The 24,302-nt window shown below is 67.0% G+C and carries 21 protein-coding genes and 1 tRNA gene; 9 read left to right on the top strand and 13 right to left on the bottom strand.

The window, feature by feature from the left end; translation table 11 throughout:
* Positions 1 to 55: 55 nt before the first annotated feature.
* Entirely contained in the window at positions 56 to 445 is a 390-nt protein-coding gene (locus tag QTH90_RS02560; RefSeq protein WP_286662963.1) for a 4a-hydroxytetrahydrobiopterin dehydratase, read from the bottom strand.
* Between the two features lie 101 nt (positions 446 to 546).
* Between QTH90_RS02560 and QTH90_RS02555 the strand changes: the two genes are divergently transcribed.
* Positions 547 to 1,347 (top strand): pentapeptide repeat-containing protein, encoded by an 801-nt coding sequence (locus tag QTH90_RS02555; RefSeq protein ID WP_286662962.1) that lies wholly within the window; start codon positions 547 to 549, stop codon positions 1,345 to 1,347.
* Positions 1,348 to 1,349: 2 nt separating this feature from the next.
* On the opposite strand, the gene QTH90_RS02550 is transcribed toward QTH90_RS02555, so the two are convergent.
* Entirely contained in the window at positions 1,350 to 2,453 is a 1,104-nt protein-coding gene (locus QTH90_RS02550; RefSeq protein ID WP_286662961.1) for a transporter substrate-binding domain-containing protein, read from the bottom strand.
* A 92-nt stretch (positions 2,454 to 2,545) separates the two neighbouring features.
* Between QTH90_RS02550 and QTH90_RS02545 the strand changes: the two genes are divergently transcribed.
* Positions 2,546 to 3,334, top strand: coding sequence for an SDR family oxidoreductase (locus tag QTH90_RS02545; protein ID WP_286662960.1), 789 nt, complete (start codon positions 2,546 to 2,548; stop codon positions 3,332 to 3,334).
* 15 nt (positions 3,335 to 3,349) lie between these two features.
* On the opposite strand, the gene QTH90_RS02540 is transcribed toward QTH90_RS02545, so the two are convergent.
* Positions 3,350 to 3,556: a hypothetical protein gene (locus QTH90_RS02540; RefSeq protein ID WP_286662959.1), complete on the bottom strand. Its 207-nt coding sequence runs from the start codon at positions 3,554 to 3,556 to the stop codon at positions 3,350 to 3,352.
* A gap of 126 nt (positions 3,557 to 3,682) precedes the next feature.
* On the opposite strand from QTH90_RS02540, the gene QTH90_RS02535 reads away from it, so the two are divergent.
* Positions 3,683 to 3,759: transfer RNA gene (locus QTH90_RS02535), tRNA-Arg, on the top strand.
* 292 nt (positions 3,760 to 4,051) lie between these two features.
* Here QTH90_RS02535 and QTH90_RS02530 read toward each other — a convergent pair.
* From QTH90_RS02530 to QTH90_RS02515, 4 genes are all read right to left on the bottom strand, one after another.
* Positions 4,052 to 5,050, bottom strand: a complete 999-nt coding sequence (locus tag QTH90_RS02530; protein ID WP_286662958.1) for a hypothetical protein — start codon at positions 5,048 to 5,050, stop codon at positions 4,052 to 4,054.
* Between the two features lie 101 nt (positions 5,051 to 5,151).
* Entirely contained in the window at positions 5,152 to 5,394 is a 243-nt protein-coding gene (locus QTH90_RS02525; RefSeq protein ID WP_286662957.1) for a hypothetical protein, read from the bottom strand.
* Between the two features lie 1,198 nt (positions 5,395 to 6,592).
* A complete protein-coding gene (locus QTH90_RS02520; RefSeq protein WP_286662956.1) occupies positions 6,593 to 7,357 on the bottom strand; it encodes a hypothetical protein in 765 nt (254 codons plus the stop codon).
* Between the two features lie 185 nt (positions 7,358 to 7,542).
* Entirely contained in the window at positions 7,543 to 7,770 is a 228-nt protein-coding gene (locus QTH90_RS02515; protein ID WP_444814667.1) for an AMP-binding enzyme, read from the bottom strand.
* A 10-nt stretch (positions 7,771 to 7,780) separates the two neighbouring features.
* On the opposite strand from QTH90_RS02515, the gene QTH90_RS02510 reads away from it, so the two are divergent.
* Complete coding sequence (locus tag QTH90_RS02510) at positions 7,781 to 8,275, top strand: TetR family transcriptional regulator C-terminal domain-containing protein (protein ID WP_286662955.1); 495 nt, start codon at positions 7,781 to 7,783, stop codon at positions 8,273 to 8,275.
* On the opposite strand, the gene QTH90_RS02505 is transcribed toward QTH90_RS02510, so the two are convergent.
* Positions 8,212 to 9,126, bottom strand: a complete 915-nt coding sequence (locus QTH90_RS02505) for a helix-turn-helix domain-containing protein (protein ID WP_286662954.1) — start codon at positions 9,124 to 9,126, stop codon at positions 8,212 to 8,214. The genes QTH90_RS02510 and QTH90_RS02505 overlap by 64 nt on opposite strands.
* 109 nt (positions 9,127 to 9,235) lie before the next feature.
* On the opposite strand from QTH90_RS02505, the gene QTH90_RS02500 reads away from it, so the two are divergent.
* From QTH90_RS02500 to QTH90_RS02490, 3 genes are read left to right on the top strand one after another with little or no spacing between them, the layout of a single operon-like run.
* A complete protein-coding gene (locus QTH90_RS02500) occupies positions 9,236 to 10,225 on the top strand; it encodes a Bug family tripartite tricarboxylate transporter substrate binding protein (RefSeq protein ID WP_286662953.1) in 990 nt (329 codons plus the stop codon).
* A 4-nt stretch (positions 10,226 to 10,229) separates the two neighbouring features.
* A complete protein-coding gene (locus QTH90_RS02495) occupies positions 10,230 to 11,960 on the top strand; it encodes a thiamine pyrophosphate-binding protein (RefSeq protein WP_286662952.1) in 1,731 nt (576 codons plus the stop codon).
* Positions 11,961 to 11,994: 34 nt separating this feature from the next.
* The gene (locus tag QTH90_RS02490; protein ID WP_286662951.1) at positions 11,995 to 12,420 is read left to right on the top strand and encodes a GlcG/HbpS family heme-binding protein; all 426 of its coding nucleotides are present in this window, start codon (positions 11,995 to 11,997) and stop codon (positions 12,418 to 12,420) included.
* 15 nt (positions 12,421 to 12,435) lie between these two features.
* Here the strand turns inward: QTH90_RS02490 and QTH90_RS02485 are convergent, their stop codons facing one another.
* The 5 genes from QTH90_RS02485 to QTH90_RS02465 are packed head-to-tail and all read right to left on the bottom strand — an operon-like array spanning position 12,436 to position 17,852.
* Positions 12,436 to 13,410: a Bug family tripartite tricarboxylate transporter substrate binding protein gene (locus QTH90_RS02485; protein WP_286662950.1), complete on the bottom strand. Its 975-nt coding sequence runs from the start codon at positions 13,408 to 13,410 to the stop codon at positions 12,436 to 12,438.
* A 36-nt stretch (positions 13,411 to 13,446) separates the two neighbouring features.
* The gene (locus QTH90_RS02480) at positions 13,447 to 15,006 is read right to left on the bottom strand and encodes a bifunctional 3-(3-hydroxy-phenyl)propionate/3-hydroxycinnamic acid hydroxylase (RefSeq protein WP_286662949.1); all 1,560 of its coding nucleotides are present in this window, start codon (positions 15,004 to 15,006) and stop codon (positions 13,447 to 13,449) included.
* A 4-nt stretch (positions 15,007 to 15,010) separates the two neighbouring features.
* The gene (locus QTH90_RS02475; protein ID WP_286662948.1) at positions 15,011 to 15,874 is read right to left on the bottom strand and encodes a fumarylacetoacetate hydrolase family protein; all 864 of its coding nucleotides are present in this window, start codon (positions 15,872 to 15,874) and stop codon (positions 15,011 to 15,013) included.
* A complete protein-coding gene (locus QTH90_RS02470) occupies positions 15,871 to 16,782 on the bottom strand; it encodes a VOC family protein (RefSeq protein WP_286662947.1) in 912 nt (303 codons plus the stop codon). Before QTH90_RS02470 ends, QTH90_RS02475 begins: the two co-directional genes overlap by 4 nt.
* On the bottom strand, positions 16,779 to 17,852 hold the full coding sequence (locus QTH90_RS02465; RefSeq protein ID WP_286662946.1) for an amidohydrolase family protein: 1,074 nt from the start codon (positions 17,850 to 17,852) through the stop codon (positions 16,779 to 16,781). Before QTH90_RS02465 ends, QTH90_RS02470 begins: the two co-directional genes overlap by 4 nt.
* A 138-nt stretch (positions 17,853 to 17,990) precedes the next feature.
* On the opposite strand from QTH90_RS02465, the gene QTH90_RS02460 reads away from it, so the two are divergent.
* Complete coding sequence (locus QTH90_RS02460) at positions 17,991 to 18,893, top strand: LysR family transcriptional regulator (RefSeq protein WP_286662945.1); 903 nt, start codon at positions 17,991 to 17,993, stop codon at positions 18,891 to 18,893.
* 93 nt (positions 18,894 to 18,986) lie between these two features.
* Entirely contained in the window at positions 18,987 to 24,302 is a 5,316-nt protein-coding gene (locus QTH90_RS02455; RefSeq protein WP_286662944.1) for a GAF domain-containing protein, read from the top strand.

The following is a 24,302-nucleotide window of genomic DNA, read 5'->3' as shown; positions in this document are numbered from 1 at the left end:
GGACCTGTATCGAGTTGAGGACACTGTGTCACCACGCGCGTCCGCGCCAGAAAGCTCAGTCGTACTTCAGGTACTTGAAGCGCGGGTCGTCCGGAGTCCCTTCGAGCGACGACCCTTCCACGGCGCCGGGTTGCCACATCACGACTTCCTCGATCTTCCTGGCGAGCTCGAAGTCCTTCTCGGTGATGCCCTTGGCGGCGTGGTTCATCAGTTTCACCGTGACGAAGGCGTAGGACACCGTGAGATCCGGGTGGTGCCAGGCAGCCTCCGCGAGGTGCCCCACGGCATTGACCACCATCAGCGTGCCTTTCCAGCCGCTGGTCTTGAACTTGCGTCGAATCCAGCCGTCCTCGAAATACCACTTCGGCAGCTCTTCGGCGAGCCGCGCGGTGGTCTCTTCAGGCGTGAACACCTCGGATGCAGACTGCTTGCGCCATTTGGTCATGTCGGCCCCTTGCGAAGTGGCGATCATCCAATGCTATGGCGCCGCCGGCCGCTGCGCTCGCCGACCCCGCGGATAGCCGCGAAGCCAAGAGAGGAGTCCCCATGAACCGCAACCCACGATTCACGATCTCCAGCTTGTCCGGCGTGGCCGCGCTGCTGGCCATGGTCTGCGCCATGCATGCCGGCGGGGCGGAGCTGTCGGTGGATCAGGTGAGGGACGCGCTGAAGAATGCCTCGCCGGCCCAGCCCGTCGACCTTGCAGGCAAGGACCTCTCGGACCTCGACCTGAGCAGGCTCGACTTTCGGCGTGCCAACCTGCGGGGCACCAGCTTCTTCGGCAGCAAGCTCGTGCTGTCCGACTTCCGCGGTGCGGTACTGGAAGGCGCGAACCTCAATGGCGCCTGGCTGATGGGCACGGACTTCACGGGAGCCGATCTGAACCGCGCAAGCCTGCTTTCGGTCGTCGTCCTGGGTGGCGAAGTCAAGAAGATGCCAATCTTCAAGGGCGCGAACATGACGGGCGTCCGGATGATCGCGGATCTGCCGGGGGCCGACCTCTCCGGGGCCAACTTCAGCAACGCCGTCGTGGGCGTCAACATCAAGAACCAGGGCATGGGGCAGATGCGCACCGATCTTGCCGGGGCCAACCTGGCGGGCGCCACCTTGGCGGGCGCCGACTTCAACCGGTCCTTGATGGCCTTCAGCAACCTGAAGGGCAGCAATCTCCGGGGTGCCAACTTCTTTCGGGTCAAGCTGGCGGGGGCCGACCTCACGGGCGCTGACGTGACAGCTGCCGACTTCACCGAGGCCGATCTCGATGGGACGGTCTTTCGCGATGTGAAGGGTTTCGCCGAGGCCAAGGGGCTCGATCGCGCCACGAACCTCGACAAGATCGTGCGTTGATCTCAGGACGACGTCCGCGCCTTGAACCACCGCTCGTGGATCTGCTCGTACGTCCCATCCTGATAGACCTCGAGCAATGCCTCGTTGATCCGCTTGCGCAGCGGGCTGCCCAGCGCAACCACGATGCCGTACTTCTCCGGCCGGAACAGGGGGCCCACCACCTGCAGCGAGTGCTTGCCCGATCTGGCGGCCCAGTACTGCAGCGTGGGTGCGTCGAAGACGAGGGCCTGCACCTTGCCATGCATCAGCAACTCGATGCCCGCCGCGGCATCCGCGACTTCGACCACGGGCAGGTGCATGCTCGCAAGGTACTCTGCCGCGACGGTGCCAGGCACGGTCGCGACGGTCTTGCCGGGCAGGTCCCCCGGGCCGGCAATGGTCGATCGCAACCGCTGCACCGTCTGCGATGAGGTGACCGTCGCCGTCAACTGCGTGATCAGCACGATGCCCATCAGCCAGACACAGGCGATCACGATGCGCCTCAGCGCCCCAGGGTCGCTGCGCTCGCCATGCTCGCCGGTGGCGATGATCAGCAGCGTGTTCCACATCTGGTTGCCGATCTCCACGGCATATCCCTTGCGGGAATTCCCGCCGCGCCTGCGCTCGATGAACCACAGGACGTTCGCCCAGATAAACACCAGCACCATCGCCACGCCGAACAGCTTGCCCATGGACTTCCACGGAATGGCGGCCAGCATGGCGAGGATGGGACTCTCCTCCTCGGCGCGGACCATGATCTGCAGGCCCGAATCGAAGTAGGACTGCGAAAAATCCGCGATCCGTTCGCGTTCGGGCGTCATCACGATGGCCGAAATGGCAACGTCCGCGTCGCCGCGCGGCACGCTGTCGAGTTGGTCGGCACGCGAGCCTGCATCCACCCACACGAAGTCGACCCGCATCCGGCGCGCGAGCTCGTTCCACAGGTCGATGCTGAACCCCGTGTACTGATCGCCCTGCTTGAAGACGAAGGGCGCCAGTGGTCCGGTGACCACACGCAAGGGACGCGTTTGCGCTGGAGTGCCATCGGCCGCGCCCACCGGCGAAACGTACGACAGCGCCAGGCACATCGACGCGATGCCCCGCCACGCGAGCGATTTCGTCACCATCGGCGTCCTCCATCCTTTTGGACTTTGGTGCATTCTGGCTGCGAGCGGCAGCATCCACAATCGAAGTTCAACGATCAATTCCTGGAGGCCCCATGGATCTTCAACTGACCGGCAAGCATGTGCTCGTGACCGGTGGCAGCCGAGGCATCGGCCTGGCCTGTGCGCGGGCCTTCCTGCGCGAAGGCGCGCGGGTAAGCCTCGCCGGGCGCACACCGGCTCATCTCGACACCGCCGCGGCACAACTGCTTGCCGAAGGACATTCGGTCGGCGGCTACAGCGCGGACCTGAGCGATGCCCGTGCTGCGCTGCACGTGCTGGACGCCGTGCAGGCCGAGTCCGGCCCGATCGACATCCTCGTCAATTCCGCCGGGGCGGCGCGCCGCACGCCCTTCGACGAACTGCAGCCCCAGAACTGGCACGACGCCATGCAGGCCAAGTTCTTCAGCTACATCAACGTGATGGACCCGCTCATCAAGCGCATGGGTGAACGGGGGTCGGGCGCCATCGTCAACGTCATCGGCATGGGCGGCAAGGTCGCATCGCCGACGCATCTTGCAGGCGGTGCCGCCAACGCCGCGCTGACGCTCGCCACCGCGGGCCTGGCCGCCGCGTACGGCCCACGCGGAGTTCGGGTGAACGCGGTGAACCCCGCGCTGACGCTGACCGACCGCATGGCCGAAGGCATCGCGGCGGATGCGCGCCTGCGGAAGGTGACCGAAGAGGAAGTGTTGCGCGACGCCGAGGCGCGCATGCCGCTGGGCCGCCTGGCCAAGCCGGAAGACATCGCCAATGCGGTCGTCTTCCTCGCTTCGCCGAGCGCCAGCTATATCTCGGGCGCCATCATCTCGATGGACGGCGCAGCCGTGCCGATGGTGGTGTAGGGCCGGACGGCCGGGTCAACTGGCCGGAAACTGCTGCGGCATCGGCTCGGCGGAGCGCGTCGCCGGATCGTCCTTCGCCCTGTCGCGGCCAAGGTCCTCGATCATCTTTTCCCCAACCTCGTCCTTGCCGTCGGAGGGAATCGATTCCTCGAAGCCGATCTCGGGTTCCTCGTTGGTGGCGGGTTGTCTGCTCGGTGAATCTGCGCGCGCTGTATCGGTCATGCTGGGCTCCATGCAAAAGCCGAGACTTGCACCTGGGACCGCCTCCGCAACCCGGGCAAACTCGTCATCGCCTGTCGGCCGGCGCTGACGGTCGGCGGGCACCGTAGAATCTTGCTCCCACACTCACTGCCCGTAGCTCAGTTGGATAGAGCACCTGCCTTCTAAGCAGGTTGTCGGGGGTTCGATCCCCTCCGGGCAGGCCAACACGCATGCCGCTTTCGATGGTAGCGATCACTGCCTCAATGGCGATTCAGCGTCGCAATGGTCCGAAAAACGGCCCAAAGCGCCCGCCAGACAGGCCGCTGCGAGTTGGACCCGAACTAGAAGCCGTCCGCCTGGCCGAGCCACTCGCAGCCCTGAGCCCCACGCGTCATGGCCAAGATGAAGAAAGCGGGCCTGATAGCGGAGCAACCCCGCGAGACGCCGCGAAAAGGAATGGACAAAAAAAGCCGCCAGGCTGTGACGCGCCGGCGGCCTTCGGAAAGCATCAGGACTTTAGAACACGACCTTGTCGCCGATCACGATCGACTTCACCCAGGCCTTCTTGTTGGTTTCCGTTTCCGAGTCGCCCAGGTTGAAGTCCAGCGCGGGCGTGATGCCGCCAGGAACCAGCGTGGTCGGGTTCTGGAAGTTCCAGATGCAGGCCTTCGGGAATGCGCCCAGGAACGCGTCCAGGGCCATCGCCGGGCCGTGCGGCTGCAACTTGTTGAGCACGCCGTTCAGCAGCACCGGGCCGCCCGACACCGGGTAGGTGTTGGCGCCGGTGCGATACCACTTGGCCTCGCGCGGCTTCACCGAGTAACGGAAGTAGCCGTCGGCGGTGGGTTGCGGCTCCATGTCGCGGATCAGCGTGACGAGGTTGATGTAGCTCAAGCCATCGCAGTTCGGGCTCACGGTCGTGGTGACGTACAGGTCATCCTCGATGGTGGTGTCGCCGCGCGCCGAGGTGTTGAGCTTCGCCTCGAAGGCGATGCCCGGGTAGTCGGCCAGCGCGAGCTTGTGCAGGAACGAGATGCCGTAGACGGCCTTGTTGCCGAACACACCGTTGTTCAAGCTGCGGCTGGTGGCCTTTGCCTTGGCGATCGATTCGAGCTGCACCGCGTCGACGACACCGCCCTCGCTGACGACCGTCACGGTGGAGTTGTTGTCGGAGAAGTCCACCGAGCAGGCCGTCAGGGTCAGGCCGGTGCGTGAGCAGTCGGCATCCTTCCACGTCTTGGGTACCGGCGGCGCGGGCGGCTCGACCGGCGCAGGCGGCTCGACCGGTGCAGGTGCGGGTGCCGGTGCAGGCGGCGAGACGCCATCGTCGGGCGCGGGTGGCGGCGGCAGCTCGTCGGGCAGCACGGGAGTCGGCGCGGGCGTCTGGGCAACAGGGGCAGCAGCAGGAGCAGGGGCTGCCGCGATCGGGAAGGCGCCACCGCCTCCACCACCACCGCCGCAGGCCGCGAGCGACAGCAGGAGCGCCGTCGCCAGGAGAGGTTTTGTAGTTTGCATGTTCATCGTTTTGGGAATGCCCGGGGAAAAGCCCGCCGGAGCAAACCGACACGGGCACGCTCGCGCGCGCCAGGATCGGCTAGAGCCGTGAGCCTTCGCCGTTAGCAGTCGGCGAAGTCCAGCTCGTGGATTTCTTCGGAGGGGTGAAAGCTGCGGCGGCGCGCGTTCAGGAACTCGGCGGTGTCCACGGCCTGCTTGCGCGAGGCGAAGGCCTCGACGGCCGGGCTGGTGCTCAGCCGGTTGGAGAGCCGCTCGATGCGGTCAGCATGGGGATAACGCTCCAGGCAGAAGGCGCCAGGGATCGTCGGATGCGGCATCGGTTGCCAATGAGTCGGGGCGGGCAAAAGAAAACTCCAGGGAAATCAAAAAGTAGCAAGGCGGGTTGAGAATGGGCGAAGGGATCGCGCCGGGCAGCGCACGGGCCGGGGCTCAAGCCTCGGGAGGCTTCGTTGCGCTGGCGGTAGCGCGGCTCGGGCCGCGACGTTGAGAGCTTCGGCTTCGTCCTCGTTGGCAAGCGCGTCATGGTTCACGTCCTCACGCGCGAGCAGCTTCGCCAGCTCGCCGTCGGCCTCGGCCAGCTCGCTCAGCTGCCAGTGGAAGCAATGGAGGCTGCGATGAGCGCTGCGATGAGCGCTGCGATGGTGAGGAGTTTCTTCATGATGAGTCTTGTTGCTGCGGGTTGTTCGCACATGTGCCGTGCGTTCGGGAGAGATGTGTACAGCCAGAGTCTCGTTTTGCAGGCGTGCCCAGCCCCCCTGCTCGATGGGGGGGGACGCACTCGCGTCCGTGGAATAAGTCACGTCCAGGACGAATAAGATGTGGTCGCCCCGCTCAGCGATTTTTTGAGCCGTTTTTCCGGCCCGGACATACAAAGGCCCCCTGAAAACGGCTCCTTTGCGAGCAGGCAGACGAACCAGCTCACGAAGGCAGACTCAGCCACGGCAGGGGTGCCGCCGAGACGGAAAGCCAGTGGCAAAGCTGGCCATGGCTGCACCCTTCGGGTCCTGATGAGGCTAGATCGCCTCATAACACCCCGAATGCAGCGCCCGTGGGGGAGACGCGCGACGCGAATTCCCGTAGGGATGTAGGGGTTCCGGGGTTCTTGCCCAAAGAACAAGGGCGGGGACCTTCCGGTGCCCGCCCAGCACCGCGTCAAGCGCACTGGGCGGCCCAGCAGGCTTAGCCATACGAACCGCACGAATGCCCGGAGTGTCTTGCTCTCAGCAAGAACTTGATACACCCACTCATCGTTCGACGCATTGGAGGAATGCAGGCCAGTCGGCCACCTCCTCGCACGAGTGGAGCGAGGCTGTCTCGTACTGGAAGCGGGTCAAGTAGCGCCCTGCGTGAGCGGAGCACATTCGCTGCCAAGCGGCCACTCAACAGGTCACTGATCACCGTACTTGCCCGCGATCACATCACGCAGAATGTGCAGGTGCTCGGCTTTCTTCTGTGGGCTGAAGGAGCGCTCGCCGTAGGACCAATGATCTCCTCCGGGCAGGCCAAATGGCCTCGGACACCGTCCGGCCGCGCTACGGCCCATCAGTTCGTAGTAGTCATCGCCACCATTTGCTTGACCGACTTGAGCGGTTGCCGCACAGCCGAGGTCGGCTGCGTTCCCAATCGAGTCAGGCGAGATATTCGTGAGGTCCCCTGCTGGCCGCAGCCGCCGTCACCAATCAAAGTGATGGCACTGGTAGTGGACTTCGCCACCGTAGCCACGCTGTTCCCCCCAGAGTCCGCTTGAAAGTAGATGGCGCCATCAACCAGGCTAAAGCTCATCGCGTTCGGAACGATACAGAATGACGTGGTGCCAGGCGCGACTTTGCCGGCCGCCGCGAATCCACCGCTCAAGATGACGTAGCTCCCATTGGTTCGGAATTCGACCCGGCCGGAGGCAAATTCACCGGCGTATGTCGAATCGGAACTGAAGTTTTCCACGTTCCACACTCCAACGATTGCCTTTTGTAGATCCACCGCGATTTCCTTGTCGAGTGCTGACTGAAGATCGGTGGATTGGAGATCGTTTGCCACGGTGACCAGCGAAACATTGGACGCTTGAACCTGGACGTTCTCTGGAAGCTGATTGGCCTGCACACGGACAATGCCGGCTTTCGACGAAGCTGTCTGGGCTCCTGCCCGCACGATGACATTCGACGCCTTGAGCGTGCCCCCTGCCCCGCTGGATGACGGGGGCGGGATGAACACGAAGCCGTCGCTGCCGCCGCCGCAGGCAACTGCAATCAGGCCGACAACCACGGATCCGGCGATATTGCCGAGCACAAACGAAGATTTGCTCAACTGCATGATGGCCCTCTTCAAGGTTGCTATTCACCGCCCTGTCATGCATTGTGAAAAGCCAGTTCGCCGCCTTGGGTGACGAGATGCAACCTGGCAAGGCGCAAGAGGCAGGAGCAAAGACAAACGGCACCCGGAGGTGCCGCCTGCGTCAACTCGATCGGCGTCGAGCACCGGTCGAGATCAACGCCTGCTCATGATTTCCCCGCAGCGTCGCGCAGCCGTTCGAAGAGCGTCGAACGAATATCCCTCTTCAGCACCTTGCCGACCTTGGAGCGGGGCAGGTCCGGCCAGACCTCGACCTGCTTGGGAGTCTTCACGCTGCCGATGCGCGCTTTCACAAAAGCCTGGATCTCCTGCGCGGTCTTCTCGATGTCGTTGCCACGACCCGCGCGCAACTGGACGACCGTGCGCCAGTACAAGGCGCGCTGTGTGACGCGCTACGACGAGGTCACCGCCGAAGCGGCTTCATTCGACGAACTGATGGAAGGGTTCACGGCCGGCCTGGCCGAAACCGTCCGCAAGGATGCGAGCATGCATCGGCTGTGGTACGACCTGCGGGCGCAATCCTTGTTCGAGCCGGCGTTCCGGGCCGATGTCGCGGAGATCGACAAGAGCCTCGAGCGGATGATCTGGCGTGTGCTGTCTCGCTTCGCCGATCTCGCCGGTGCGCCGGTGCGCGTTCCGAGCAGCGTCGCGTACGCCATGTTCGACGGCTTGTTCCAGCAGTGCCTGCTGAAGCACCTGGCAGGTGATCGCCGCGCCGTTGCCGTGCTGCGATCGCAGGTTCGGCTGGTGGTCGGCCAGCTGGTCGGGACCGTGGCCGGCGAACCGGCTCGTCGGGCCCGTCGCTCACGGGCGACTCACCCCAGTGAGCGGGCTCGACGCGGCGCAGCCGCAAGCCCCTCGGCCAGCGCCTCCCGATAAGCAGACGGCGCGCTCCCCGTGGTCGCCTTGAAGAAGCGGCTGAAATACCCGACGTCGTCGAATCCGAGTCGTTCCGCCACGTCCGCCACGGTCAGGTCGAAGTGCGCCAGCATCCGCTTGGCCTCCAGCGCGACGCGTGCATGCAGAAGCTCCAGCGCACCAGTGCTGGTCGTCGCGCGGCATACGCGGCTCAGGTGGTCCGCGGTCACACCGAGCGACCCGGCGTAGAAACCCAGCGGCCTGTGCTCCGCGAAATGCAGTTCGACGAGCCCACGGTAGCGCTGCACCAGGGTGTCGCGCGATGCGCGCAGGCGGCCGCTGCCGCTGATCGCTTCCTGATGTCGCAGGAACCACAGCGCCAGCAGGATGACATGCGATTGCAGTGCCTCGGCCCGGCCGGCGCGCTGCGCCATGAACTCGTCGCCCAGCATCGCGAAGCGCTGCGCGCAATCGGCCAGGCCCGCACCCAAAGCCGCTTCATCGAGGATCAGCTTCTGCGACAGCCGCTGCCCGATCGCGGGCGAATGCGCCGACAGCGACGCCAGCGCTTCGCTCGGCACGGTAACTTGCGAGCCTGCGCTGTCGGGCTCGTACACGAAGCTGTGCACCACGCCCGGCGCCACCATCACCGCGGCCGGCGCCTTCAAGGCATGCCGCTCGCCATCGAGGATGCCGACCATCGCGCCTTCGGTCAGCAACTGGAACTGGTGCAGGCCTTCGTGGCGATGTGCCGGAATCGTCCATTGATGCTGGCTGGCGCGCACGCGGATCGCCTCGACGTGCAGGCTGTCTTCGGGGCCGAAGTGGCGGACCTCGCGAAACGGAACGACGAGAAGCGGTGTGGCGGGCATGGCGGATCCATCAGGATGCCGGAAATCTACATGGCCCAGGCTCCTTCGTCCATGGCGCTGCCACGGAGGACTGCCTAAGCTTCACGCACTACAAGACAGGAGACAGACCATGTGGAATCGGCGTGAGGTGCTGCTGCGCGGCGCCGGGCTCTCGGCCCTTGCATCCCTGGGCCTGCCGCGGCAGGCGCTGGCCCAACTCAACGGCAACGCATCCATCGTGTCGGGCTTTCCGGCCGGCGGCATGGGCGACAACGTGGCACGACCGATCGCGGAGAAGCTGCGCGGCCACTATGCGAGCAGCCTGACGGTGGAAAGCCGCACCGGCGCAGGCGGCCGCATCGCGGTGGAATACGTCAAGCGCGCCGCACCGGACGGCCTGACGATCCTGCAGATTCCCAGTTCGCCCATGGTGCTGTACCCCCACACCTACAAGAAGCTCAACTACGACCCATTGGTCGATTTCGCCCCCGTCACATCCACCGTCACCTATGCGTTCTCGTTCACGGCGGGTCCCGGCCTGCCGGCCGAGATCAAGACGGTTGCCGACTACGTGAAGTGGGCCAAGGCCAATCCCAAGCTGGCGACCTATGGCGTGCCGGCAGCGGGCTCGGCGCTTCACTTCGCCGGGATGATGTTGCAGAAGGCGGCCGACATCGAGATGACCAGCGTGGCCTATCGCGGCGGCGCGCCGCTTCTCAACGACGTGATGGGCGGACAGGTGCCCGTGAGCTTCAACGTGGTCGGCGAGGTGATGCCGCACATCCGCTCGGGCAAGCTGCGCTCGCTCGGCGTGACCAGTGCGCAGCGCTCGCCCTTCCTGCCCGAGGTGCCGACGCTCGTCGAGCAGGGCTACAAGGACATCGCGGTGCAGGAATGGCTGGGCTGGTTCTTGCCAGCCAGGACACCCGCGGCCACCGTGCAGCGCCTCAACACACTGGTGCGCGAGGCATTGCAGGCGCCTGATTTCATCGCCGCCCTCGCCACCTACGGGCTGGAGCCGGTGCATCAGTCGCCAGAGGAATTCGCACGCCGCGTCAAGGCGGACTACGAGCGCTGGGGCCCGATCGTGCGTGCCACCGGCTTCACGGCGGAGGACTGATCCCGTGCTTCGATTGACTGGCGCCCAGGCCCTGGTGCGCGTCCTGGCGGCGGAACAGGTTCCGTTCGCCTTCGGCATCGTCGGCGGAAAGCTCGCACCGCTGATGCACGCCCTGTCGCAACAGCAGGCGGTGCGCTTCGTCGGCGTGCGGCATGAAGCGACCGGCCCGATGATGGCCGCGGCGGTGCATGCCGGCTCTGGCCGCATGGCCGTTGCCATCGGCGAGATGGGTCCGGGCGGGCTCAACCTGGCATCAGGCATGGGCGTCGCGCTCAACAACAACCTGCCGCTGCTGGCCATCACGACCAACCAGCACCGCGCCGCGGCCTACCCGCACAGCGGCATGTTCATGGATCTCGACACGCGTGCCGTGCTGGCACCGCTCACCAAATGGAACGCGGTGGTGCATGACCCGCGGCGCATGCCGGAACTGACGCGGCGTGCATTTCGCGAAGCGCTCTCGGGCCGGCCGGGTCCGGTGCATCTCGATGTGCCGCAGGACGTGCTGTCGGCCGCAGCCGAATTCGCGGATGACGAATTCGATCTCGCGCCGTCCCGCTACCGCGCCACGACCATGCCGCGGCCTTCGTCATCGGCGGTCGAGGATGCGGCGCAATTGCTTCGCCAGGCCCGGCGCCCGGTCGTGGTCGCCGGTGGCGGCGTCGTCACCAGCGGCGCGGCGGAACTCGTGCGCGAGATGGCGCGTCGCCTCGGCGCGCCGGTGGTGCCGACGCAGATGGCGCTCGGCGTGATCGCGAGCGACAGCCCGCACTTCATTGGCCATGGCGGGCTGATCGCCGGCGATGCGATACGCGCGGCTTTCGACGGCGCCGACGTCGTGCTCAGCATCGGGTGCCGCTTCTCCTCCTGGATGTGGGACGACCGCGGCCCCTTTGCGCGGCGGCATCACCGCACCATCAACATCAACATCGACCCTTCCGCGCTCGGCCAGCCGGCCTTGCATGAAGTGGCCATGCAGGCCGATGCCAAGCTGGCACTGCAAGACCTGCTCGCGGCGTTGGATGGTCAACCCGCACCCGGCGCCGAGGCCGGATGGCTGGAGCGCATCCGAGCGGTACGCGCCGGCCACGAATCAAGGTTGGCGGCGATGGCGGGCGAGACGACGGAGCCGATGCATCCCGCAGCGCTTGCCAAGGCCATTGCCGATGCCCTGCCCGCCGATGCCCTCGCGGTGTTCGACGGCGGCCACACGACCTTCTGGAGCAACGATTTCACACCGGTCAGCGAGGTGCGCACGCGCCTGCACGAGCCCGGCATGAGCCATCTGGGGTTCGGCCTGCCCTATGCCATGGCCTTGCAGTTGCAGCACCCCACGCGGCCGGTGGTCCACATCACCGGCGACGGCTCCTTCGGCTTCACGCTGAACGAACTCGACACGGCACGCCGCGCCAGGCTGCCCGTGCTCACCATCGTCCACAACAACGCCTCGTGGGGCATCATCCGCTCCGGCCAGAAGGCGCAACTGGACTTCGAGTTCGGCACCGCCCTGGAAGGCACGGACTACGCCGCCATCGCGCGCGGCTTCGGCTGCTTCGGCGAGGCGGTCACTCGATCAGAAGACGTGGCGCCCGCGATGGCGCGTGCGCTCGCGTCGGGCCTGCCGGCCGTGCTGGACTGCCACACCCGATTCGTGCCGCACCCTGCCGGCCCGGCTTTCGGCAGCATGAACCGCTTCGGCTTCGACGCGTTGACGCGGCCGACGCCCGCAACCTGACAATTCCTCCCTACCCCCACACCTATCGCGCACCATGACCTCACTCACACTCGACCAGGCCAACCAGATCATCAGCGCCGCCCTCGCCGCATCGAAGCAGGCCGGCTACCAGCCCATGGGCGTGGTGGTGCTCGACGATGCCGGCCACCTCAAGGCCTTTGCGCGCGAAGACGGCGCCAGCATGTTCCGTTTCGAAGTGGCGCAGGGCAAGGCCTGGGGCGCGGTCGGCATGGGCGTGTCGAGCCGCACGCTCGGCGAGCGCGCGAAGGGCAACCCGAACTTCTTCGTGTCGCTGGCCGCCACCTCGGGAGGACGCTTCCTGCCACAGACCGGCGCCGTGCTGATCAAGGATGCGCAAGGCAAGGTGCTCGGCGCTGTCGGAGCCAGCGGCGGCACCGGGGACGAAGACGAGGCGATCTGCATGGCCGGCGTCAAGGCGGCCGGCTTCGAGCCCGGCTGAACGCCACCGCGAAATTCACTCCGGCAGCAAGCCGATCTCCGCGGCGATCAGCCCGAGGCGGCGGTGCTCCTCGCGCAGGAAGGCATCGAACTGCTGGGGGGACTGCGGCGGCGCCGCAATCGGCCCGATCGCCAGCAGCTTCTCGGCAAAGGCCGGGTTCGCGAGCATGGCGTTGATGCCCGTGTTCATGCGGGTGACGATGGGTGCCGGCGTGCCTGCCGGCGCAACGACCGCCAGCCATCCCACCATGTCCACGCCAGGCAAGGTCTCGGCCAGCGCGGGCACCTGGTCCCAGCCAGCGATGCGCTTCGGCGAGGTGACGGCGAGCATGCGCAGGCGCCCCTGCCGCACCAGTTGCGCGGTCGATGCCACATCGGCCACCAGCGCTTCCGAGTGGCCGCCCATGAGGTCCTGCACGCCGGTGCCGATCGAGCTGTAGGCCACCAGGTTGGCGCCGGCCTTGGCGCGTGCGTTGAACAGGCGCGCGATCATCCCGCCGAAGGTGCGCGGGCCTTCGTTGGCCAGCGACAGCTTGCCCGGCTCCGCCTTGCTGCGTGCGATCAGTTCCTCCACCGACTTGATGGGTGAATCGGCACTCACCAGCAGCGCGAACGGGCTGTTGGCGACGAAGGCCACGGGCACGAAATCCTTCAGCGGGTCGTACGGCAGTGTCTTGAACAGATAGCTGTTGGTCACCAGCGCGGCCGTCGTCGCGAAGTAGAAGGTGTAGCCATCGGGCGCCGACTGCTTGGCCGCCTGCGCGCCGATCACGTTCTGGCCGCCCGGCTTGTTGTCGATCACGAAGGGCTGGCCGATCGACTGCGCAAGCCCGTCGCCCAGCAGTCGCGCGATGTTGTCGGGGCCGGAGCCTGCCGGCTGCGACAGCACCACCTTGATGGGCTTGCCGGGCCAGGGCTCCTGCGCACGCACCCATGCATGGGGTGCCAGTGCAGCCGCCGCGAGCGTCAGTTGAAAGCTTCTTCTGTTCATCACTTTTGTCTCCGTTGTTTTGAATGGGATGAGCGTTCAGCCAAACCGGGCGGCGAGCGCGCCCAGTTGCACGTCGAGTTCCGCGGCGCTGGAAGCCACGCCGTACACATAGCGGTCGGGTCGCACGATGGCGGCGCGGCAGCCGTGGCGGCGGAACCAGCCTGCGGCCACGCCCTCGGTCTCCCGAAGTGCGTCGCCGAGGCGCAGGCAAGTCATGGAAGGCACGCCGCGCGCCAGCGCCGCCGCATCGAGGGCGTCGAAGGCCGGGTCGAGCACCAGCCACCAGCCGCTGCCGGCCAGGGTGTCGAATCGCACGCGCTCCGCGCCCTGCTCGATCCATGGCTGCGGAAAGATCGTGCCGTTGGCGCCATGCGCCAGGGGTGACAACAGTCCGCCCTCGAGCCCCGGCAGCACGTCCTGCCGCGGCATATCGCGCACCACGCCGCCGCATTCGGCCAGCATGCGGGCGTCGCGCTCGCGCGCCCTGGCTTCGTCCCGCTCGCAGATCACGGCGCCGATGCCCTTGATGCGGCTCGTGAGCTGGCGCACGTGCTGCGCGCGCTCGATCCCGTAGCTGTCGAGCAATGCCTCGGCCGCCGCACCGCGCACTTCGCCATGGCACACCGCGGCGAGCTTCCAGGCCAGGTTGGCGACATCGCGCACGCCCTGGCACATGCCCTGGCCCAGGAAGGGCGGCTGCTGGTGTGCCGCATCGCCTGCGACGAACACCCGGCCGCTGCGCCAGCGGTCGGCCACCAGCGCATGAAAGCGGTAGCTCGCCTGCCGCCACAGCATTCCATCCTCCGGCGTCAGCCAGCGGGACAGCAGCTTCCACGTCTCGGCCGGCTCGACGACCTTCTGCGGATCCTCTCCGGGCTTGAGCGAGATCTCCCAGCGCCGGTGATTTCCAGGGCCGATCACCATCGTGCAGGGCCGATCGGGCTCGCAGTACTGCACGCTGGTCGTGGGCAGCTTCGCCAGGCCGCGTTCATTGGCGAGCACATCCACTACAAGCCACGGCTCGTCGAAGGACAGGTCCTCCAGCGCAATGCCCACCTGCTCGCGCACGCTGCTCGACGCACCGTCGCATGCCACGACCCAGCGCGCACGCGTGCTGCCCTCTTCCCCGTCGTCGCGGCGCCACTGCAGCGTGACGCCCTCCCCGTCCTGATCCAGCGACATCACCTGGACCCCGAGCGCGACCGTGGCGTTGGCATGCGCCTGCACCTGCGCGCGCAACGCGGCTTCGACCGGCGGCTGCGTGAACACGTTCGACGGCGTGTAGCCCAGCGGGTACGGCGGTGCGACCATGGTCAGCCGCTTGATCAGCTGGCCGTCCACGCCGAAGTACTCCGAGGGCGTGAAGGGCTCCAGGTGCGGCATGACCGCGTCCATCACGCCGAGTTGCTGGAACACGCGAAGGATCTCGTGGTCCACGGCGATGGCGCGCGGCTTGTCATACACCTCGCGAGAACGGTCGCACACCCACACACGCAGTCCCATGCCCGCGAGCAGTCCCGCCGCCACCGCGCCCGACGGGCCGAAGCCGACCACCGCGACGTCGGAGTCGACGCCACGCTGCAGAGATGAAGCCATGCCTTCAGTCCTCGGCGCGGATCGGGTTCACGAGCGTGCCGATGCGTTCGATCTCGACCTCGAAGGTGTCGCCCGCCTTCATCCACACCGGCGGCGTCCGCGCCTGGCCCACGCCGGCCGGCGTGCCCATCACGATCACGTCGCCGGGCTCCAGCGTGAGCACGTCGCTCAGCAGGGAGATGGTCTCGGCCACGCCCCAGATCATGTCGGTCGTGTTGGCGCTCTGCATCACCTCGCCATTGAGGCGACCCTGGATCTTCAGGCCCGCGGCTGCGGCCGGCAGTTCATCGGACGTGACCAGCACCGGGCCGAAGCCGCCCGTGCCGTCGAAGTTCTTGCCGATGGTCCATTGCGGCGTGCGCTTCTGGTAGTCGCGCACCGACATGTCGTTGAAGCAGGTGTAGCCGAACACGTAGCCCGGTGCGTCCTCCTGCGACACATGGCGCGGCACGCGGCGGCCGATCACCAGCGCCAGCTCGGCCTCGTAGTCGAACTTGCCGGACACCTTCGGCAGGATGCCCGGCGCGCCATGCGCCACCAGCGAGGTCGCACCGCGGAAGAAGAACCACGGGTACTCGGGCTTCTCGCGACCGCCCTCCTTCGCGTGGTCGAAGTAGTTGAGGCCGAGGCAGATGATCTTTCCCGGCTCGGGCACCAGCGGCGCGAACTGCTGGCCGGCCACCGGGATGCGCGGCGCGCTCGATGCGATGGCGGCCTGTGCCGCCGCCGAGAGATCGACGCCTGCCGCCAGCGCAGCGCGCAAGTCCGACGGCACTTGCGGCTGCGCCGCTTGCAGGTCGATGAGGTGGTCGCCATCGACCACGCCGAGGCGCGCGGCCCCGTTGTGCAGGAAAGTGGTGAATTTCATGAATGCTCCGGAGTCGGGATGAAGAAAACCTGTCGCTGCGCTTCCTTGAGGCGCGCCGAGGGCGGTTGCGAGATGCCCCACTGGTCGACGCGGCCCGGCGGCCAGGTCCAGTCGGCCGGACCGCCCGCCACGTAGCTGTCGTCGATCTGCTCGACCTCGGCCGTGTACTCGATCACTTCGCCGAAGGGACCGATGAAGTAGTTGAAAGCGTTGTCGCCGGGTCCGTGCCGGCCAGGGCCCCATTCGATCTCGTGGCCTGCATCCTTCATTCGGCCGCCGCCACGCATCACCGATTCGAGATCGGGCATCACGAAGGCGATGTGGTTGAGCGCATCGTTGTCGGTGTCGCCCAGCGCCACGCTGTGGTGGTCGGCGTTGCAGTTGAGGAAGGCCATGATCCGCGTGCGATCGGCCAGCCGGAATCCCAGCGCCTGCTCGAAGAAGGCTTGCGTGGCGGCCACGTCATGGCTGTTGAGCACCACATGCGCGAGGCGGATCGGCTGGTCTTCGGCCCCGTGCGCATCGGCGTGCAGGGCATCGCCGTGCACCACTTGCAGCAAGCGGCCGTGCGGATCGCGCAGCGTGAGTCCGATGCCGCCGCCGGGCTCCGAAATAGGCGCAGACGCTTCGACGATCCGGCCTCCAGCACGCACAGCCGCCTCGGCCACGGCCTGCAAGGCCTCCGCATTGCGCGCCCGCAAGCTCACATGCCGGATCGCGCACGCCGCGCCGCCGCGGTGCAGCGCCAGCAGGTGATGGTCGGCACCCGTCCCGCGCAGGTAGAGCGCATCGTCAGTGCGCGCCGCGACCTGCAGATGCCAGACGCGCGTATAGAAATCCTCGGCGCGCTCGAGGTCGGGCACGTCGAGCGCGACGCTGCGCAGGCCGCTGATCCAGGGTGAACTCATGGGCGCTCCTTTAATGCTTTTGTCGATGCGAAGGCACGCGCGAGGAAGCGGCGCGCATTGCCGTCGATCAACAGGTCTGCCGCGTCGGCTCCCAGGCCGGCCGCTTCGATCCGCGCCAGCGGCGCATGCTCGTGGAAATTGAACGGGTAGTCGGTGCCGACGATCAACTGCGTGCCGCCAAAAAGCGCCACCAGATGCGCCAACGTGGCCGTGTCGAATACCAGCGTGTCGTAGAACAGGCGGCGGGCCTGCTCGACAGGCGATGCCTGCAGCTGCTCCTTCAGCGCCGGAAACACGCCCCACCCCTGCTGAAGGCGCGGCAGCAGCATCGCGAGCGTGCCGCCGCCGTGGCTGAAGGCGATGCGCAGCTTCGGCCGGCGCATCAACAGATTGCCGGTGATGACCGATGCAGCCGCCAGCCCGACATCGGTCGGATAGGCGAGCACCTGTTGCAGAGGCGCCGGGCCCACCAGGCGGTCCATGCCGGTCGGTTTGAGTGCATGCACGAACACCGCCGCATCCAGCGCCTCGCAAGCCTCGAAGAAGGGATCGAAGCGCGGGTCGCCGATGGGCGTGCCGTTGACGTTGCTGCCGATCTCGACGCCCGCGAATCCCAGTGTCCCGACGGCGTGCCGAAGCTCGGCAATGGCAAGGTCGATGTCCTGCAGCGGCACCGCGCCCATGCCGATCAGCACGCCGCCCGACTCGGCCACCATCACCGCGATCTGCTCGTTGAGGTAGCGCAGAAGCTGTTGTGCATCGGCCGGCTCCATCCAGTACGACAGCAGTTCCGGCATCGGCGAGATGGCCTGGTGCGCCAACCCCATGTCCGGCAGATCGGCCAACCGGCGCGTCACGCTCCAGCACTTTTCCGAGACCGTGCGGTAGTTCTTGCCGGCGATCATCACGTGGCGATGGCACAGACCCCCTGCATCGGGCGCGAGCGCGGTGGAAGGCCACTGCGCCGGCACCTTGCTGCCGAGGTAGGCCGGAAGCTCGGCCGGCACCACGTGCGCATGCACGTCGATACCGCCGCATGCGCAGCGTAGGCGCGGTGTGCCTTCAGCCATGCCCTGCGCCCCGACGGATCTGAATCATGTTGTCTCCTGTCACCCGTCGCGACCACGTCGGCGGGCTGTTGGAGGCGAAGTCTAGGCAGCGCCGCTCCATTGATGAAGTGGATTTGGCGTATACATAGAATCCATGGCATGGATATCAGGCAAGTCGACCTCAACCTGCTGGTGGCGTTCCACGCCATGTCGGAGCACCGCAGCGTCACGCGCGCCGCAGAGGCCGTCGGCCTGAGCCAGCCGGCCATGAGCGCGGCCGTCTCGCGACTTCGGCTGCTGTTCAACGATGCCCTGTTCGTGAAGACCGGCGCCGGCATGCAGCCGACCCCGCGCGCCGCCGAGCTGGACGGTGCGGTGCGGCGCGTCATCGAAACCATCAAGGCCGACATCCTGCCGGCGCCCGGATTCGAGCCGCTGCAGGCCAGCAAGGTGTTCACCCTCGTCACGCCGGATATCGCCGAAGTCCATTTCCTGCCGCGCATCCTGGCTGCCTTCGCCCGGGAGGCGCCGCATTGCGACCTGCGTACGCTCTCGATGCCGCGCCAGACGGCGGCCGAAGCGCTGGAAACCGGTGCGGCCGAACTCGCCATCGGCTACCTGCCGGACCTGCAGAAGGCCGGCTTCTTCCTGCAGAAGCTGTTTCGCAACGACTACGTGTGCATCGTGCGCGGCGACCATCCGGCCATCGGCGAGCGCCTGACCCTCAAGACCTACCTGGCCGCTTCCCACGCGGTGGTGAGCCCCGACGGCCGCGAGCACCTGCTCGACCAGTTCCTGCAGCGCCGGGGGCTGAAGCGGCGAGTGCTGGTGGGGCTATCGCATTTCATGAGCCTGCTGCCCATCATCGAGGCATCGGATCTGGTCGCAACGGTGCCGCGCGATCTGGCGAACATCTGCATGCGCTACGCCAGCATCCGCATCGTCGACCCGCCGTTCAAGGCGCCCGTGGTCGAGGTGCACCAGTTCTGGCACCGGCGTTTTCACCAGGACGCATCCAACATCTGGCTGCGCGGGCTGGTGCAGCGGCTGTTCGTCACCTGATCGGGGGCTGCGCATCTTCCCGCCGCTTCGCTAGACTCCACGCGGTGCGCGCCCTCCGCGCATCACCCCCTTGATCGCAGGAGCGAATGCCCCATGGCAGAGTCCCGGTCCCGGCCACTGTCGATGCACGCGCTGCGCGCCGATGCCGACCCGCGCGAGCCCTTCGCGCGGCTGGTCGACAGCGGCCTGCGCCTGAACGGGGCGCGCAGCGAGAGCGAACTGCACGAATGCCTGCTCCACGAGGCGAGCGATCTCGGCGGTGCGCAACGGGTGCTGCTCGTGCTCGATGCTGGCGACGGACTGCGGATCGCCGGCGCGATGCTGCCGCGTGGCGAGGATGCCGCCACCCTGCTCCGCGCCATCGAACCCTGGCTTGCCGAAGCCCGCCGCACGCGCAGCTCCAGCCTGCGGCACGGGCCCGGCGGCGCCAAGCCCGCTGCGCAACGCTCCTGCCTGATCGCACCGCTGATGACGCGCGACGAGCTGCTCGGCTTCCTCTATGTCGACATCGAAGGCGCCGTCGGCCGGTTCCATGACACCGACCACGACCTGCTGGCCGCATTGGCGAGCCAGGCCGCTGTAGCCTTGTCCAACATCCGCTCCCGCGAAGACGTGGAGCATCGGCTGGCAGAGCGCAGCGCCGAGCTCGCACAGCGCGCCGGTGCGCTCACCCTCATCGACAGCATCCAGGAGGGCATCGCGGCCCGGCTGCCGTTCGATGCCATCATCCACATGGTGGGCGACAAGCTGCGCGAGCTGTTCGACTCCGGCGACGTCAACATCCTGTGGTGGGACGACAAGGCCAACCTCGTACAGGCGCTCTACCGCTACGAGCACAACCTGCCGCTACCCTTGCCGCCGGCACGCCCGGTGAGGTCCGGCGAGGTGCTCGAACAGATCCTGCTCGACCGGCAGGTCCGCGTGGCGAACACGCGCGCGGAGCAGACGAAAGCCGGTCTCAAGCCCTCGCCGGGGACCGATTGGGCGCATTCGATCGCCGCCGTTCCCATCATCGGCAGCGACCGGGTCCTGGGCGCCATCGGGCTGCAGAACCACGAACGCGAATACGCATTCGGGGCGGATGACATCCAACTCCTCGAAACGGTGGCCGCGAGCATGGGCGTCGCCCTGGAGAATGCGCGCCTGTTCGACGAAACGCAGGAAACCCTGGCGCACCAGACCGCCACCGCCGAAGTGCTGCGGGTGATCGGCAGTTCCGTCGCCGATCCCGGCCCGGTGTTCGACAAGATCCTCGAGTGCTGCGAACGGCTGTTCGACGTCAGTTCCTTCGCGCTGATGATGGTCGACGACGACGGTCGGCTCGCGCTCACGCGCTGGATGATGACGGCCGCCGGCCGGGCAACGATCGGCGAGGCCCGCGCCGCCCAGCTCCAGCCCGTGATGCAAGCCAGCTACCCGGCGGCGCCGGGCGACACCTCGGCCGAGCTCGCGTTCCGCAGCGGCGACCTGGTGGAGTTCGCCGACGTCCTGAATGACCCCTTGGCGCCGCCGGTGCTGCGCCGCAATGCGCTGCAGCTTGGACAGAGTTTCGCGAACGTGGCCGCGCCGCTGATGTGGAAAGGCCGCGGCATCGGCCTTTTGAGCATGCAGCGCAGCGAGGTCGGCCCGTTCCGGCGCAGCGAACGGGCGCTGCTCAAGACCTTTGCCGACCAGGCGGTGATCGCGATCCAGAACGCGCGCCTCTTCAACGAGACGCAGGAGGCGCTGCACAAGGTCGAGGAACGCACGGCCGAGCTGACCGAGTCGCTCGACTACCAGACCGCCGTCAGCGACGTGCTGCGCGTCATCAGCGAATCGCCGACCGATGTCACGCCGGTGTTCGAGGCCATCCTGGACTGCGCGACACGGCTGTTCGGCAGCCCGACCTCGGCCATCTTCAGCTACGACGGCCACCTTGTTCACCTGGCCGCGACTCGCAACTGGTCCGAATCGGCGCTGGCATCGGCGCGCGCCATATGGCCGGCTCCTCCCAACCTGCAGCAGCTGACCGGGCGCGTCATCCGGGAGCGAAAGGCGCTCAGCATCCAGGACACGTGGTCGGAGCCGAACTACGACCGCCAACTGGCGAACACCGGGAACTGGCGGCGGATCATTTCTGCGCCGATGCTCAAGGACGGAGAGCCGATCGGCGTGATCTCCACCGCGTGGCCCGAACCCGGCGTGACGCCGCAACGCCAGATCGACCTGCTCAAGCTCTTTGCCGACCAGGCCGTGATCGCGATCGAGAACATGCGGCTCATCAACGAGACCCGCGAGGCGCTGGAGCGCCAGACCGCCACGGCCGAAGTACTGAAGGTCATCAGCGGCTCGCCGACGGACGTGCAGCCGGTTCTCGACACCGTGGCCGAGCGCGCCGGCATCCTGTGCCGCGCCGAGGGCAGCCGGGTGTGGCTCGCGGTCGACGGCAGCCTGCGCGCGATGACGAGCTACGGACCGGCGTACCAGGATGGCGCCATGGGCGTGGAGCTGCCGTTGCGTGCCGGGTCGATCGCGGGCCGCGCGTTCCTGGAGCGCCGTTGCGTGCATGTGGAGGACGTGGTGCCCCTCATGGACACCGAGTACCCGGACGTGCGCGAACTCCAGGCACGGAACGGCTTTCGCACGGTCCTGGCGGTGCCGATGCTTCGCGATGGCCAGTCGATCGGCGTGATCGCCCTGCTGCGCAACCGGGTGCGGCCTTTCGCGCCGGTGGAGATCGGCCTGGTGCAGACCTTTGCCGACCAGGCGGTGATCGCGATCGAGAACGTGCGGCTCATCAACGAAACCCGCGAAGCGCTGGAGCAGCAGACGGCCATTGCCGAGATCCTGCGGGTCATCAGCAGTTCGCCAACCGAGACGCAGCCGGTCTTCGATGCCATCGTGCAGGCTTGCCAGCGCCTGTTCGAAGGCCGCGCAGTCGCGTTCTGCATGCCGCGCGACGGCATGATCGAGACCGTGGCCTTTGCCGACGACGGCACGCGCGGCGAGCGACAGGGCGGCTTCCTGAATCCGTGGCCATTCGATCGCGGCAGCGGCGCCGGCGCCTGCATGATCGACGCGCGCGTCATCAACGTGGCGGACACCCGGACAAGCGTCGAGGAGTTCCCACGCATGAAGGACCTCGCGGTGGCGCTGGGTTATCGCTCGGGCCTCTTCGTCCCGCTGATGAAGGAGCGAAAGGCCATCGGATCGATCGTCGTCCTCCGGGACACCACGGGAGCGTTCAGCGACCAGGAAACCAAGCTCGCACGGACCTTCGCCGACCAGGCCGTGATCGCCATCGAGAACACGCGCCAGTTCAACGAGACACGCGAAGCACTGGAGCAGCAGACCGCGACATCGGAAGTGCTGCAGGTCATCAGCGGCTCCATGGAAGACGCGCAGCCCGTGTTCGAGAAGATCCTGGAAAGCTGCCAGCGCCTGTTCTCCGGTCGCCAGATGGGCATCTCCCTGCTCGGTGCGGACGGGCTGGTGCACCTGGGCGCCCACCGGGGCTCGGCGCGCGAAATACTCGAGCGGTTCTACCCCCGCCCCATCGACCGCTCGTCCACGGGACTGTCCATGGGCGGGCCCGAGGTCCTCCATGTTCCGGACGCGCTCGCCGAACCGGACCTGCCGCCGTTCATGCGAGAGATCGCCAAGGTCATCGGCACCTACGCGATCATGATCGCTCCGCTTCTCTGGGAGGGCCGCTACATCGGCTCGATCCACGTCACGCGGCAGCCGCCCGGCCCGTTCGCCGACAAGGACATCAAGCTGCTGAAGACGTTTGCGGACCAGGCCGTGATCGCGATCCAGAACGCGCGCCTGTTCAACGAGACCCGCGAGGCGCGTGCCGCAGCCGAAGCCGCCAACGACGCGAAGAGTGCGTTCCTGGCAATGATGAGCCACGAGATCCGCACGCCCATGAACGCAGTCATCGGCATGAGCGGCCTGCTGCTGGACACGGCGCTGGACACCGAGCAACAGGACTATGCCGCGACCATCCGAGATTCCGGCGATGCGCTGCTGACCATCATCAACGACATCCTCGACTACTCGAAGATCGAGGCCGGCCGCATGGACATCGAGGAACACCCCTTCGATCTTCGCGACTGCGTAGAGACGGCGCTCGACCTCGTCAGCACGCGCGCGACCGAGAAGGACCTCGACACCGCCTATGTCTTCGAGGGCGACGTGCCGCCCGCCATCAGCGGCGACCTCACGCGGCTGCGACAGGTCCTCCTGAACCTGCTGAGCAATGCGGTCAAGTTCACCGAGACCGGCGAAGTCGTGCTGACCGTGAGCGCGGAGCCCGCCGCTGCCGGCAAGGCCGCCCTGACTTTCGCCGTTCGGGACACCGGCATCGGCCTGTCGGCGGAAGGCATGGGCCGGCTGTTCCAGTCCTTCTCGCAGGCCGACTCCAGCACCACGCGCAAGTACGGCGGCACCGGCCTCGGGCTCGCCATCAGCAAGCGGCTGGCCGAACTGATGGGTGGGACCATGTGGGTCGAGAGCGACGGGCCGGGCAAAGGCTCGACCTTCTTCTTCACCATCGAGGTGCCGATCGCCCAACTGCCGCCGAGCGCACGGCGCGAGTTCATCGGGGTGCAGTCGGAGCTGAAGGCCAAGCGCCTGCTGATCGTCGACGACAACGCCACCAACCGCCGCGTGCTCGCGCTGCAGGCGGCCAAGTGGGGCATGGACCCGCGAGACACCGAATCGCCGGCCGAGGCCGTGCGCCGGCTTGGACAAGGCGAACGCTTCGACCTGGCGATCCTCGACATGCACATGCCGGAGATGGACGGGGTCGCCCTGGCGCGACGCATCCGCGCAAATCACAAGACGCTGCCGCTCGTATTGTTCAGCTCGATGGGCCGGCGCGAAGCCGGCGACACCGGATCGCTGTTCAATGCCTACCTGTCGAAGCCCATTCACCAATCGCAGCTGTTCGACACGCTGGTCAGCCTGCTTGCCCACGACGCGCCCGCAAAGCCGGCCACCGGTGCCGGCGCCAAGCCGCAGATCGACCCCTCCATGGCCGCGCGCCATCCGCTGCGCATCCTGCTGGCCGAGGACAACGCCGTGAACCAGAAGCTCGCGTTGCGCCTGCTGCAGCAGATGGGTTACCGCGCCGACCTGGCTTCCAACGGCATCGAGGCGGTGGAGTCGGTCCAGCGCCAGGCCTACGATGTGGTGCTGATGGACGTGCAGATGCCCGAGCTCGATGGCCTGGATGCGACGCGGCAGATCTGCACGCTGCTGGACGCCCCCTCCAGGCCGCGCATCGTGGCGATGACGGCGAATGCCATGCAAGGCGATCGCGAGATGTGCATGGACGCCGGAATGGACGACTACCTGACCAAGCCGATTCGCGTCGATCGACTGGTCGAGGCACTGAACGCCGTGCCCGCACGAAAGGACCGATGA

It is taken from the genome of Variovorax flavidus (assembly GCF_030317145.1).
GTDB classification, from domain to species: Bacteria; Pseudomonadota; Gammaproteobacteria; order Burkholderiales; family Burkholderiaceae_C; genus Variovorax; species Variovorax flavidus.
Note: the sequence above shows the minus strand (reverse complement) of the source record. Positions and strands in the feature narration are given on the sequence as shown.